The sequence below is a fragment of the Spirosoma flavum genome, from assembly GCF_042686045.1.
In the GTDB taxonomy this organism is placed as follows: Bacteria; Bacteroidota; Bacteroidia; order Cytophagales; family Spirosomataceae; genus Spirosoma; species Spirosoma flavum.
In genome coordinates, this window is record NZ_JBHUOM010000001.1 from 1,007,896 (window position 1) to 1,020,792 (window position 12,897).

General features: G+C 46.5%; 11 protein-coding genes. 5 read left to right on the forward strand and 6 right to left on the reverse strand.

The window, feature by feature from the left end; genetic code table 11:
- Positions 1–21 precede the first annotated feature (21 nt).
- The 4 genes from ACFS25_RS04060 to ACFS25_RS04075 form a co-directional block, all read right to left on the reverse strand.
- Positions 22–3,231 carry an efflux RND transporter permease subunit gene (locus ACFS25_RS04060; protein ID WP_381497124.1) on the reverse strand — a complete coding sequence of 1,070 codons (3,210 nt, stop codon included), beginning with the start codon at positions 3,229–3,231 and terminating at the stop codon, positions 22–24.
- Positions 3,232–3,272: 41 nt separating this feature from the next.
- A complete protein-coding gene (locus ACFS25_RS04065; protein ID WP_381497125.1) occupies positions 3,273–4,523 on the reverse strand; it encodes an efflux RND transporter periplasmic adaptor subunit in 1,251 nt (416 codons plus the stop codon).
- Between the two features lie 192 nt (positions 4,524–4,715).
- Positions 4,716–6,266, reverse strand: a complete 1,551-nt coding sequence (locus ACFS25_RS04070; protein ID WP_381497126.1) for an alpha-amylase family glycosyl hydrolase — start codon at positions 6,264–6,266, stop codon at positions 4,716–4,718.
- Positions 6,267–6,461: 195 nt separating this feature from the next.
- Positions 6,462–7,082 carry a Maf family protein gene (locus tag ACFS25_RS04075; RefSeq protein ID WP_381497127.1) on the reverse strand — a complete coding sequence of 207 codons (621 nt, stop codon included), beginning with the start codon at positions 7,080–7,082 and terminating at the stop codon, positions 6,462–6,464.
- A 76-nt stretch (positions 7,083–7,158) separates the two neighbouring features.
- Between ACFS25_RS04075 and ACFS25_RS04080 the strand changes: the two genes are divergently transcribed.
- The 4 genes from ACFS25_RS04080 to ACFS25_RS04095 all read left to right on the forward strand — a co-directional run bounded on the left by ACFS25_RS04080 (position 7,159) and on the right by ACFS25_RS04095 (position 10,986).
- The gene (locus ACFS25_RS04080; protein WP_381497128.1) at positions 7,159–7,680 is read left to right on the forward strand and encodes a GNAT family N-acetyltransferase; all 522 of its coding nucleotides are present in this window, start codon (positions 7,159–7,161) and stop codon (positions 7,678–7,680) included.
- A gap of 340 nt (positions 7,681–8,020) precedes the next feature.
- Positions 8,021–9,850, forward strand: coding sequence for a BamA/TamA family outer membrane protein (locus ACFS25_RS04085; protein WP_381497415.1), 1,830 nt, complete (start codon positions 8,021–8,023; stop codon positions 9,848–9,850).
- Positions 9,851–9,904: 54 nt separating this feature from the next.
- A complete protein-coding gene (locus ACFS25_RS04090; RefSeq protein WP_381497129.1) occupies positions 9,905–10,360 on the forward strand; it encodes a MarR family winged helix-turn-helix transcriptional regulator in 456 nt (151 codons plus the stop codon).
- 59 nt (positions 10,361–10,419) lie between these two features.
- Entirely contained in the window at positions 10,420–10,986 is a 567-nt protein-coding gene (locus ACFS25_RS04095) for a YceI family protein (RefSeq protein ID WP_381497130.1), read from the forward strand.
- Positions 10,987–11,147: 161 nt separating this feature from the next.
- Here ACFS25_RS04095 and ACFS25_RS04100 read toward each other — a convergent pair whose 3' ends face one another.
- Entirely contained in the window at positions 11,148–11,516 is a 369-nt protein-coding gene (locus ACFS25_RS04100; protein WP_381497131.1) for a DHCW motif cupin fold protein, read from the reverse strand.
- Positions 11,517–11,545: 29 nt separating this feature from the next.
- Positions 11,546–11,989, reverse strand: coding sequence for a type I restriction enzyme HsdR N-terminal domain-containing protein (locus tag ACFS25_RS04105; RefSeq protein WP_381497132.1), 444 nt, complete (start codon positions 11,987–11,989; stop codon positions 11,546–11,548).
- A 109-nt stretch (positions 11,990–12,098) separates the two neighbouring features.
- On the opposite strand from ACFS25_RS04105, the gene ACFS25_RS04110 reads away from it, so the two are divergent.
- Complete coding sequence (locus ACFS25_RS04110) at positions 12,099–12,869, forward strand: AMP nucleosidase (protein ID WP_381497133.1); 771 nt, start codon at positions 12,099–12,101, stop codon at positions 12,867–12,869.
- Positions 12,870–12,897: the final 28 nt, after the last annotated feature.

Sequence of the window (12,897 nt, forward strand, 5' to 3'; positions counted from 1 at the left end):
GTGTCTGCTTCTGAGAGTCCGCTATGCGCTAACAACTTTGGTAGCCTGCTCCGTGGGATGTGTTTCCTGCCCGTTAACTTTGGCCGGTACTTCATCATCATCTGCGTTAGGTCGACTGGGCGGACCACTGATTTTCTCTTGCAAACCCTGAAAAATGACGAACAGCGTTGGCACGAAAAATACACCTAGTAACGTACCAAACAGCATACCGCCAATAGCACCCGTACCAATGGACCGGTTGCCCTGCGCTCCGGCCCCGCTGGCAAACATCAACGGCATTAATCCAAAAATAAATGCAAATGATGTCATCAGAATTGGTCGTAAGCGGGCCTTGGCCCCTTCCACTGCCGATTCCAGCAAATCCATGCCCGTTTGCCGTCGCTCGACGGCAAACTGAACAATCAGAATGGCGTTTTTGGCCAGCAAACCAATCAGCATGATGAGCGATATTTGCATGTATATGTTGTTGTCCAAACCGAAAATCCGGGCAAACACATATACTCCTGTCAAGCCAATCGGTAGTGATAATAAGACCGCAAACGGCAGTACGTAGCTTTCATATTGTGCACTAAGCAGAAGATAAACAAACGCCAGACACAAGACGAAGACGTATAATGTTTGGGAGCCAACATTCTGTTCTTCACGGCTAATGCCCGAATATTCAAAGCCATAGCCAGCCGGAAGCGTCTGGGTCGCTACTTCCTGAATAGCCAACAATGCCTGTCCGGTGCTGTAATTCGGATTCGGCGACCCGTTGACTGACATAGACGAAAACAGGTTGAAGCGGGAAACGCTTTCTGGTCCGTAGATTCGTTTGAGGCTGATAAATTCAGTAATGGGTGCCATGCTGCCAGCTGACGTTCGAACGGCTATTTTCGTTAGCCCATCCGGGCTGGCCCGGTAGCTAGTGTCGGCCTGCATGATCACACGGTACTGCTTGCCAAACTCATTGAAGTTTGACACGTATGAACTGCCGTAAAATACCTGCATCGCATTGAGTACATCGCCCACTGCAATACCAGCCTCTTTACATTTTGCCACGTTCACATCTAACTGATACTGTGGAAAATTGGGGTTGAATGACGTGGTCGCGTATTGTATTTCGGGACGTTTGCTCAGCACAGCCAGAAAGCTCTGTGTCACTTTATAAAATTCATCGATCGTGTGCCCACCTTTGTCCTGCAACTGAAAGGTGAAACCGCCACTAGTGCCAAAACCGGTAATGGTCGGTTGCTGAATAAAGACGAGTTCGGCATCCCTGATGCTGGCCGTTTTCTGTTTAAGCTGCTTAATTACATCGTCGTCAGTGACGCCGGGACGCTCATCCCAGGGCTTTAATCGTAAGATAATCAGGCCATATGCGCTACCATTTCCGGCAACAAAATTTTGTCCCAGGTTTCTTAGGCTGTTTTGGACTTCTGGTATAGTGTGGGCAATCGCGTCTACCTTGTTGGCAATAGCTGTTGTGCGCTCCATTGACGAAGCAGGCGGAAGCGTAATATTTACGTAAATGCTTCCCATGTCCTCTTTTGGCACAAAGCTGGAAGGCGTGGTTTTAAATAATAGAAAAAATGCACCGGCAAACAATCCAACGCCCACGAGGGCGAGCCACTTCCGAGCAGAAAGAAACGTGACCGATTTGGTGTATTTGGCCGTGAGAACATCGTAGGACGCATTAAACCCTACGCCAAATCGCTGAAGAAAAGTTTTTGGCTTCGTGCCGTCGGTATGTACAGGTGGCTTTAGAAACAGAGCCGCTAGTGCCGGGCAAAGGGTTAGGGCATTGACCGCCGAAATAATAATGGCAACCGCCAGCGTGATACCAAATTGTCGATAAAACACTCCCGCTGATCCGGTGATGAACGTTACAGGCAAAAACACCGACGCCATGACCAGCGTAATGGAAATGATAGCACCCGATATTTCGCCCATCGCGTCAATGGCGGCTTTACGCGGTGATGTATAGCCGCTTTCCAATTTAGAGTGGACCGCTTCAACGACTACAATGGCATCATCGACCACGATACCAATAGCCAGCACTAATGCAAATAGGGTGAGCAGATTAATGCTGAACCCAAACAAGTACAGAAAGAAAAACGTACCTGTAATGGCTACCGGCACCGAAACGCCGTGAATAATGGTGGACCGGAAATCCTGTAGAAAAACAAAAATTACCAGAAACACCAGCGCAAAGCATTCCAATAACGTATGAAGAACTTTACTGATGGAGGCATCCAGAAATTGATTGATATCCACCAAATAAATAAAATGGATGTCTTTCGGGAAAGACATCGCAGCCAACTCAATAACTTTCTTTGAATTATTAATGACCTCCCGCGCGTTGGAGCCCGGCGTCTGGCTCACGGAAATACCAACTGATTGCTTGCCATTAGTGGTGGTGAAACTGGTGTATGTCTGCGACCCCAGTTCAATACGGGCAATGTCTTTGAGCCGCAAAAGCTGGCCGTTGCCCGTTGTTTTAATAATTATATCGCCAAACTGTTCGGTGGATTGCAACCGACCGCTGTACCGGATTACGTATTGAAACGTCTGGTTGTCGTTTTCGCCGAATTTACCGGGTGCAGCATCCACATTTTGATCTGCCAGCGCGGTCGAAACGTCGGCGGGTGTAATGCCGTAAATAGACATGACATCCGGCTTCAGCCAGATTCGCATCGAGTACGTTTTGGCTGAACCAAACACGTTGGCACTGCCTACGCCATTTACCCGTTGGAGTTGCGGGATAACGTTGATGGCGGCATAATTTTGCAGAAATGTCTGGTCGTAAGCGGGGTTATCGCTATAAATAGACATAATCAACAAATTGCTGCTCTGCTGTTTACGGACCGTTACGCCCGCCTGAGTGACCTCTTGTGGTAAAAGACTGGTAGCGGCTGAAACGCGATTCTGCACATCGACTGCCGCCTGATTTGGGTCAGTACCAACAGCAAAAAAAATGCTTATACTGCCCGCTCCGTCGTTGGTCGCCGACGAGGTCATGTACGTCATGCCTTCCACCCCGTTTATCTGCTCTTCCAGCGGTACAATAACGCTTTTGAGCACAACGTCGGCGTTGGCACCGCTATAGCTGGCCGATACCTGTACGGTTGGTGGCGAAATATCAGGGTATTGAGCAATGGGCAATTTGACCATCCCCAGAATGCCCAGCAAAACAATCAGAGCCGAAATAACGGTGCTCAGTACAGGACGTTCTATGAATATGCGAAACATAAGAAGGTGATTATTAGTCGGTAACGGTTGCTACAAGTGAATTATAGCTCAGGGCTTGGATCGGTGTTGGTCGTTGTACTGGATGGCGCTGTCGTTTTGTAAATGCTGGCTGATGACACCGGTTTTGGCTTTATCGATGCGCCATCTTTCAAGCCTGTGCCCCCGTCGAGCACGACTTTATCGCCTGCTCTGAGCCCTGTCTGCACGACGTAATACTGACCGTCGGGCGTGGGCGTTACGGTGATGGCTGTGTTCTTAACCACATTATTCTTTTCGACTACGTACAGAAAGTGCTTATCCTGAAGTTCATAGGTAGCACTTTGCGGCACCATCAGCGAGGAGTCGATGGTGCGTGGAACACGCACAGTACCACTGCTGCCACTGCGCAATAGGGCTTGCGGATTTGGAAACGTAGCACGGAAATTACTGGAACCCGTTTGCGTATCGATCTGGCCGATAGCGGTTTTTATCCGGCCTTTGTAATTGTAAAGCGACCCGTCAGCCAGCAAGAGTATAACATCCGGTAATTTGGCTAACTTATCCTGTAGGGTGTTGCCCTTCACGTCGCGGGTGAAGTCGAGTAACTGCTTTTCGTTGAGTGAAAAATAGGCGTACACGGCACTAATGCCAGAAATAGTTGTCAGTGGATTTGTGGTCGTGCTGGTTATTAAACTTCCGATTTTATACGGTATCGAGCCAACCACTCCGCTAACGGGACTGACTAAATTGGTGTAGCCCAGATTGGTGTTCGCATTAGCCAGCGAAGCCTGCGCTTGTGATAATGCGGCCTGCTTGGATGCAAGCGCATATTGGGCGGCCTCAAGCTCATATTTACTAATAATGTCTTTTTCTACTAATGGACGAACCTTGTTAACAGCCAGTAAGGCAGAACTAACATCGGCCTGCGCCGTTCGAACGCCAGCCTGTGCCGTGAGTACGTCCTGCGCATATTGGGGTGCGTTGATGCGAAAAAGACGTTGCCCTTTCGTTACCGTTGCCCCTTCGTCAACGAAAATGGCTTCTACATATCCATCCACTCTGGGGCGGATTTCGACATTTTGTTCACCCTGAATGATCGCCGGAAAATCGACGAAGAGTGTTGTCTTTCGGGGAGCAACGGTTAATACAGAATACGTTTTGGGTTGTTTTAGTGCGGTGGAATCAGCCTGATTACCTTTCTTTTTGTCGCCACTACCACAGGCTGATACTAGTAGTAACGCATTAACCAGTAAGAAGGCTGGACTGTATAGCCAGCTATAAATGAACAATGGGTAATTTCTAAACGCCTTCATAATTTATCCTCGTCAGAGAGTAAATAACAGTATAAAGGCTACTGTGGGTTATTAGCTACGAGTTAAAACAAGCTAAAGCCCAAATTAAGGCACCTGAATCGGCAATTATAGTAGCTGAATAGACAATAGTGAAGATTAAAATAGTATTAACAGGTTGCTACCTGTTAGGATGTTACGGATTGCAACCTGCTTTTACTCGACAATTACGCATCCATAGCCCGGTACTGCTACCCGGTCGCCTGTAAATGAACCGCCCGTTATCGTCTCAAATACGATGCATCGGCACCAGTTTTCATCAGGAGAAAATATTACGTCGATAGAGTTTTTTGTCAGGTTATGCACGACCAATACGCGTTGTCCATTTCCGTTGTGTCGGATAAAAGCTACAATCCCCTTTTGCCGAATGCCAGCCTGCTCTAATTGACTAAGGTTATCGTTCAGAACGGGATGACTATTGCGGTACTGAATCAGCCGTTTATAGCGATTGAACAGTGAATCGGGGTCCGTTTGCTGTTCGGCCAGTGGTCGCACAGTCTGGCTAGTCGAGTAGCGGCCCCGTCGCCAATGGGTGCGTTTCCGGTCGCGGGCGCGAATATCCCAAAGGAACGGCTCGCGAATATTTTCGTCGGGCTTCATCCCCAACATCCCAATTTCTTCACCGTAATAAAGGTAAGGCAGGCCGGGTAGGGTGAGTAACAGGTTAGCCGCTACTTTTAGCCGGTTGAGATTACCCTTTAGCAAACTGCCAATTCGGTTCTGATCGTGGTTAGACAGGAGCAGCGCGTCAATAAATTGAGGATTTACGGTGCCGAATGTAGCGTGGACATAAACCAAAAATTCAATTAAATCTTCTGTATCGTCTTCTTGCTGAACGATTTCTGCAATCATCAATTGCAAATCAAAATTGAAGTTAGCCTTCAATCCCCGGAAATAGGGAGCAATGCGTTCGGGGCGTGTCCATACCTCACCAACGGTGTAGGCACCGGGTTTAGCGGCTTCAACTACCCGACCGAACTCCTGCCAGAATTCATGGTTTTTCGGCTCTTCGGATTCACGATAAAGATGGCGGGCTGCATCCAATCGAAAACCATCTATGCCAATATCGTTTAGCCAGTAGCGGGCAATGTTGAAAAACTCTTCCCGTACTGGCGGATGGTCAAAATTTAAGTCGGGCATGCCGCTCCAGAACATTCCGTAGTATTTCTCGGGATAGTTGGAACCGCGAATAGAATGCCAGGGGTTTCGCTCGCCAGAATCAGCCGTGATGTCACGATTGGCTAAGTTACGCCGGTTGATTTCGTCGGGCCGAAGCCATTTATAATAATTCCAATATGGATTGTCCGGCCCTTTGGACGCTTCTCGAAACCAAGGATGCTGAATACTGGTGTGGTGTAGGACTAAATCAATAATAACCGCCATGTTACGGCTGTGAGCTTCGGCAATCAGTCGCTTAAAATCGTCCATTGTACCGTACTCAGCGTCGATGCCGTAGTAATCTGTAACGTCGTATTTATGGTAGGTTGGCGAAGGGCTGATGGGCATGAGCCAGATAGCCGAGATGCCTAATTCTTTTAAATAATCGAGGTTATTTGTTATGCCATTGATATCGCCGATACCATCGCCGTTAGAGTCCGCGAAGGAGCGAACGAAGATTTCGTAGTGAACACCTTGGTGACCAACGGACGATGATTGTGGATGAGGCTTAGTAGATACTGTTACTATACTGGGTTGAACGGGAGTCATTGCCGTCATACTAAATTTTGCTGTTTCATTGAAAACTATGAAGATTTACTATGGGTTTACAATCTGTAAATAATTTGGACAAAAATCATTTTATAAGACAACAGATTCTCTTAAAAGGGTGTACGAATTAGACCTTTTTTACTAGTCTATCATTTCGGAAAAGAAGTAACGGATATTTCCGCTTGCGTTCAAAGGCTACTGAGTATATTTTTTCAGAGCCTGATAAACCCGATGCGTTGGCAAGCCCATCACCGTATAAAAAGACCCTTCCAATCGCTCGATTCCAACCAACCCAATAAAATCCTGTGCCCCGTAAGACCCGGCTTTATCGAAGGGTTTGCACTCCCGAATATAGTACGTAATCTCATCGTCGGTCAAGGTAGCAAACTGTACAATCGTCTCATCCGTAAAGGAGTGCATAACTGGTTCAACCGCAGTATCGGACTTATTCGGATTTGGTGCCAAAATTGCAACGCCTGTACGTACGCGGTGTGTTTGTCCTGACAACGCTCTGAGCATTCGTCGGGCATCCGTTTCGTCCTGCGGTTTATTTAGAATCTGGTTGTCCAGAATAACAACGGTATCAGCGCAGAGGATAATCCGGGGTGGCGTTTGGCTGTCGCCCAAATCATCCCGAAATTGGTCGGCTTTCTGGCGGGCTAGGTATTCGGCAACCTCATTGGCTGGCATTGTTTCGGGAAATATCTCATCCGTAGGTCGCGTTTCAATAGTGAATGAAAAGCCCGCGTCGGTCATGAGTTGTTTCCGACGAGGAGATCCCGATGCCAGTATCAATGGGTAACGTAATGTGAGCATAAATTCAGATAGAGAAACGGTAAAAGTACTCAAAGCCGGGGTTTTTATGTAAATTGGTCAGTTACTTACCTACGCCATGTTAATCCGAACCGCTACTATTGCTGATGCAGCCTTGCTCACAGATCTTTCAGCAATGACCATGCGTGAAGCTTTTGGGCCGCCCCACAATCCAGCCGAACTTGTTGATGAATACATCCAGTCGGCCTGTACACAATCTATTTTAGAAGCAGAATTGGCAGATTCCCGCTCGACATTTTTTCTGTTGGATTTACCCGACGGAACGCCCATAGGTTATGCAAAGCTACGTCGGCATGCGCCACCCCGCCGGATGACAAATCGGAATGCTATTGAAATTCAGCGTATTTATTTGTTACAGTCACAAATAGGGAAGGGGCAGGGCCAAACATTAATAAATCACTGTATCGACTGGGCAAAAGCGCAGGGGTATACTGCCGTGTGGCTTGGTGTATGGGAGCGAAATGAACGAGCCATATCATTTTATAAAAAAATGGGATTCGAGCCACTCGGCTTTCATTATTTTCAGTTCGGTTCGGAGCGACAACGGGATTTTTGGCTTCAGAAACAGATAAATAGGTAGCCTGCCGGTACGTCGGTTTGTGATTTTAATCAATTCATAATGAAAGTGTTATTCGTAAATTCGTTAGCTACTAATCGTCAATCAATTTACTCAGTTCTCAGGTTTAAACCATTCATACATACCGTACTCTAATCAGCGTTATATTTTCCTAATGCATTACTTGTGTCCGAACGAATATAGGCCAGCGTTGCGCCAATTTTTGGTGTGGCTGATGCTTTTTGTTGGACACTCAATCAGTGCGATAGGGCAGGCTGATACAAGTCAAAGAAAAATGCCCGCAACGCCTGATCGGATGCAGATAGATTCCATGCGGCCCACACCGATTCAGCAAATTACCAGTATGGATTCGTTAGCCGCCATTCATTTAAATGCGGTGACAGATAGTATACTGATGCAACGCGACAGCGTTTTTTATAGCCGTTTGAAAACCAAAATGTATAAGCATCGACTAACGCGCCAGCTTTACGACGCTGTTTTTCAAGATGTGTATAATAGTCGGGTTAAAACGGGTGAGGTCAATCAGATTGAAGCTAATCCATTTAAGATATTTGAAGGGAAGATCATTGGCGATATTTATATCAGACGGCTCAGTGTATTTGGTCAGACGGTTTATGACACCCTGCGTAAGCCCGCCAACTGGATTGAGCGAACGGGTAGTCGTTTGCACACAAACACGCGTGAGCACGTTATCCGCAATTCGTACCTGCTTTTCCAGCAAGGCGATATACTTGACCCCTTGGTCCTGCGCGATAATGAGCGGTTATTACGGAATACATCCATCTTTCACGACGCCCGTATTCTCGTTTTTCCACGCGTGGGCAGCAAGCAATTTGTGGATGTGTATGTGATTACGCAGGACGTTTGGTCGCTGCTGCCTAATGGTGGATTTGGCGGACTTACCAATTTTAGCGTTGGGTTCGATCAGCTCAATTTCAGGGGGTTGGGCCACCAGCTTTTCGCTCAGGTAGCCTATTCGGGCAATGATCCACGTCAGAAACTAGAATATCAGGGGCGTTACCGAGTGCCCTTTATCGGAAAAACATTTCTAACCGCCGAAGCGAACTTATTGTATTTGCGCGATTTGAAGCAGGCATCCGTAAAACTGTATCGACCTTTTCTGACACCTGATATGAAATATGCCGGGTCAATAGAATTGAACCACACACAGATTAACAATCGGCTCGTTAACCGCAATGATAGCGTTGTGCTGGTTCCACTCGGCTATAATTACTCCGATATTTGGATTGGTCGGTCGTTTCGGTTGTTCTATCGGCAAAGCGAGACGGAAGAAAAGGGTCGTTCCCGGCTCGTTGTTGCCCTGCGTAATACCAGTTATACCTATAGTAAGCGGCCCAATGTAACGGCAGATACCAACCAGATTTATCAGGATAGCCGTACAACCTTGTTTAGTGTTGGGTTTTCCCGACGAAAATACGTTCGCGACGTGCTGATCTATGGATTTGGTCGAACTGAGGACGTACCAATTGGAGAGAACGTGGCGGGAATTATTGGGTTTGATAATGCTGAACTGGGCCAACGATTATATACAGGGCTAAACTTTTCGCAGGGCAAGTATGTCCGTCACGTAGGATATGTTTACGGGTTAATCAACGTGGGTGGATACATCCGGTCAGGCAAAATTGAACAGGGCGTTTTCTCGCTCGAATCGAATTATTTCAGTCCGTTAATGAAAACCAAATGGGGGAACATGCGGCATTTTTTGAATACGCGTTACACCACGGGTATTGATCGTTTTACGAACGAATATATTACGCTGGGTAGTAGCGGTAGTGGTCTTAACACGGATGGAATTGGTGTCAATAGTGATTTGTTACGAGGCACCAAACGATGGTTGATTAACTACGAAAACATTTTATTCTCCCGCCTGAATCTGATCGGGTTTCGGGTTGCTTTTATTACATTCGCTAACCTCGGTCTAGTCAGTTTTTCAAATAAGTCTTTTTTGCAGGGCCCTCTTTATCAGGGATATGGTATTGGATTTCGGCTTCGAAACGAAAATCTGACGTTCAATAGTTTTCAAATCCGACTCAGTTATTACCCAAACATTCCTGGTAACACGCTACCATTTCGCCAGGCATTTGAGGGGATTCCAACGCTAAAACTTCGTGACTTCGATTTATCGGCTCCTCAGATCGTTCCTTATCGATAAAAATAAATGCATATAATGTATAGACATTAAATACATTTACATTATCTTTGAGGCATGTCTATAGAAACTGACATTAAGCAGAGTACACCCTTCAAATCATCCTACCACCGGGTAGTTGTTAATTTGATTTATACCAGCAACTGGCTTGCTGGGGGGCAGACTCAATTGCTAAAGCCGTTCAAACTCACGTTGCAGCAATATAATGTGTTAAGGATCCTACGTGGTCAGTCTCCTAACCCCATCAAAGTATCTGACATCACGGAACGTATGCTCGACAAAATGTCGAACGCTTCCCGATTGGTTGACAAACTGGTTGCTAAGAAATTCGTGCTGCGCACAGAATGTCCAAGCGATCGCCGGGCCGTTGATGTTGTCATTACAGAGAAGGGTCTGGCGTTGCTCACGCAATTAGATGCCCGGCAGGCTGAATGGGATACCTCGCTACAGGAGAAACTGACCGCCGAAGAAGCAGCATCTCTTAGTCAACTACTCGATCGATTACGCGCCTAACCTCTACCATTTAACGTTTTTTCTTACCAGTGTCTCACTTAACATTTACTTACAAACCAATGAAAAAAGCAACGATGATCGCTGCGCTGTTGTTCTCTTCGGTAGGAGCTTTCGCTCAAAACTGGACTCTCGACAAAGCACACTCCAACCTGGGATTTACGGTAACACACATGATGTTGTCGGAAGTGGATGGCAAATTCCAGAATTTCGATGTTAAAATGACATCGATGAAAGATGATTTCACGGATGCCCAAATCGACTTAACTGCCGATGTAAGTAGCATCAATACGAACCAGGAAAAACGTGATGGTCACCTGAAGAGCGCTGATTTTTTCGATGCGGCTAAGTATCCAACACTGGCTTTCAAAAGCAAATCGATCAGCAAAGTATCAGGTAATAAATATAAAGTGCTGGGCGATCTAACGATGCACGGTGTAACGAAGCCTGTAACGCTTGATGCCGTACTTAAAGGCCCTGTTACTAACCCACAGAACAAGAAAACCTTAGCTGGTTTTGTCGTAACTGGCGAAGTAAAACGTGGTGATTTTACACTGGGTTCTGCTCCAGCCGCTGTTGTTGGCGATGAAATTACTATCCGCGCCAGCGGTGAGCTTGTTAAAAACTAACTAACTCTAGCTTTAGTATGGATCCCTGATACCCAACGGTGTCAGGGATTTTTTTTGTATTATACCAAGCCTTATCTACTCACAGAACGGTATATTACCTTTGCAGAAACCTACTGGTAGTATAAAGTAAAAGTCGGCATTTGAGCAAGACTGTCCCGTTGCTATAAAGAACTTTGGGTAGTCTTTGCGGCTAGAAAATCTCCGTCAACCACAAATAATGTAGCCCCTACATCTGTGCGGGATCGATGTGAACTTTGTTCGTCCGATACCTCGTAAGACATACCCGGCAACATCCTAAAAACTTCGCCCGTTTCGAGTTCCGTCTCAAGCACTCCGCTAACGACATAAAGAATATGCCCTTTCTGGCACCAATGATCAGCCAGATAACCCGGTGAGTACTCAACTAATCGGACTCGCAAACTGCCAAATTGCAGACTACGCCAAAAAGCGGTTCCTGACTCGCCGGGGTATTCAGTTGCTGGCACGTTGGCCCAGTCTGTAACTTGAAATGGAATACTGGTAGGCCACATAGTTGCGATGGGAATGTAAAAAATGTAGATTATTCAAATGCAGGGAAATCATCCAGAAATCGAACTTCAGTCGTGTTGTGGTCGATGCCGCAGCAGTAGTGTGTCAGCCCGTTGGAGACGACAATATAAGGCGCTCGATGGATGTGGTTGTAACGGGTAATCTGATCAAAAACCGCCTGCGTCAGAGGAATATGTGGCGCTTTGCATTCAACGACTAAAAAGGGCTCCCCCTGCCGGTCGAAGACCACAATATCCGTTCGTTTTTGAGTTTTGTTCAGAATCAGACCACCTTCGGCCCGGATTAGCGCTTTAGGATAGGCATAATGAGTTAACAGTAGGTTGACAATATGCTGCCGAACCCACTCCTCGGGCGATAGCCGAACGTACTTTCGGCGTAATGAATCGAAAATGTAGGGTTTCCCTTCGACTTGTTTAATTTTACAGTCGAAAACAGGAAGGTTTAGCGCAACCATATCCCAAAGATAAAGGAGTGATAGAGTGAATGAGAGAAAGAGCCAATCTTTTTAACCTTCCTCTCGCTCTTTCACCACACCGGCGGCCCGGTTATTCACTCTCTAATAAATGAAAACTAAGGAAGAAATTGTTTTAAACTGGTTGCCGCGTTACACAGGCACACCTATCGAGAATTTCGGCGAGTACATTCTATTGACCAATTTTATCAATTATGTAGATCTCTTCGCCAAGAAGTTCGATGTGGAGATTTTCGGAATTGGTCGGGCGATGCAAACGGCTACGGCGAACAATATCACAATTATAAATTTTGGCATGGGTAGTGCTATGGCTGCAACAGTCATGGATCTACTCTCGGCCATCAATCCGAAGGCTGTATTGTTTTTAGGTAAATGTGGCGGGTTGAAAAAAACGCAGATTGGCGATTTGGTTCTGCCGATTGCGGCCATCAGGGGCGAAGGAACCAGTAATGACTACATGCGTCCCGAAATTCCTGCTCTACCCTCTTTCCGTTTACAACGGGCGGTGTCATCTACCATTAAACGGTACGAACTAGATTATTGGACAGGTACGGTTTATACGACCAACCGACGCATTTGGGAACACGACGAGCAGTTTAAGGATTATCTGCGCGAAATCAGGACAATGGCTATTGATATGGAGACGGCTACCATTTTCACTGTCGGCTTTGTTAACTCTATTCCACACGGTGCTTTGTTGCTGGTATCCGACAATCCGTTAGTGCCGGAAGGAGTCAAAACCGAAGAAAGTGACAAACGTGTAACGGGTCAGTTCGTCAATGTTCACTTGGATATTGGCATCGATGCACTGCTTGAACTCGAATCGTCCGGCGATTCCGTGAAGCATTTACGATTTGAATAAAGGGAAAGAAGCCGAAGGGAAGATTCTT

Coding starts and splice junctions, on each gene's coding strand:
- ACFS25_RS04060 (WP_381497124.1), bottom strand. CDS start 3,231: ATGTTTCGCATATTCATAGAACGTCCTGTACTGAGCACCGTTATTTCG.
- ACFS25_RS04105 (WP_381497132.1), bottom strand. CDS start 11,989: ATGGTTGCGCTAAACCTTCCTGTTTTCGACTGTAAAATTAAACAAGTC.
- ACFS25_RS04110 (WP_381497133.1), top strand. CDS start 12,099: ATGAAAACTAAGGAAGAAATTGTTTTAAACTGGTTGCCGCGTTACACA.
- ACFS25_RS04095 (WP_381497130.1), top strand. CDS start 10,420: ATGAAAAAAGCAACGATGATCGCTGCGCTGTTGTTCTCTTCGGTAGGA.
- ACFS25_RS04090 (WP_381497129.1), top strand. CDS start 9,905: ATGTCTATAGAAACTGACATTAAGCAGAGTACACCCTTCAAATCATCC.
- ACFS25_RS04100 (WP_381497131.1), bottom strand. CDS start 11,516: ATGTGGCCTACCAGTATTCCATTTCAAGTTACAGACTGGGCCAACGTG.
- ACFS25_RS04075 (WP_381497127.1), bottom strand. CDS start 7,082: ATGCTCACATTACGTTACCCATTGATACTGGCATCGGGATCTCCTCGT.
- ACFS25_RS04070 (WP_381497126.1), bottom strand. CDS start 6,266: ATGACTCCCGTTCAACCCAGTATAGTAACAGTATCTACTAAGCCTCAT.
- ACFS25_RS04065 (WP_381497125.1), bottom strand. CDS start 4,523: ATGAAGGCGTTTAGAAATTACCCATTGTTCATTTATAGCTGGCTATAC.
- ACFS25_RS04080 (WP_381497128.1), top strand. CDS start 7,159: ATGTTAATCCGAACCGCTACTATTGCTGATGCAGCCTTGCTCACAGAT.
- ACFS25_RS04085 (WP_381497415.1), top strand. CDS start 8,021: ATGGATTCGTTAGCCGCCATTCATTTAAATGCGGTGACAGATAGTATA.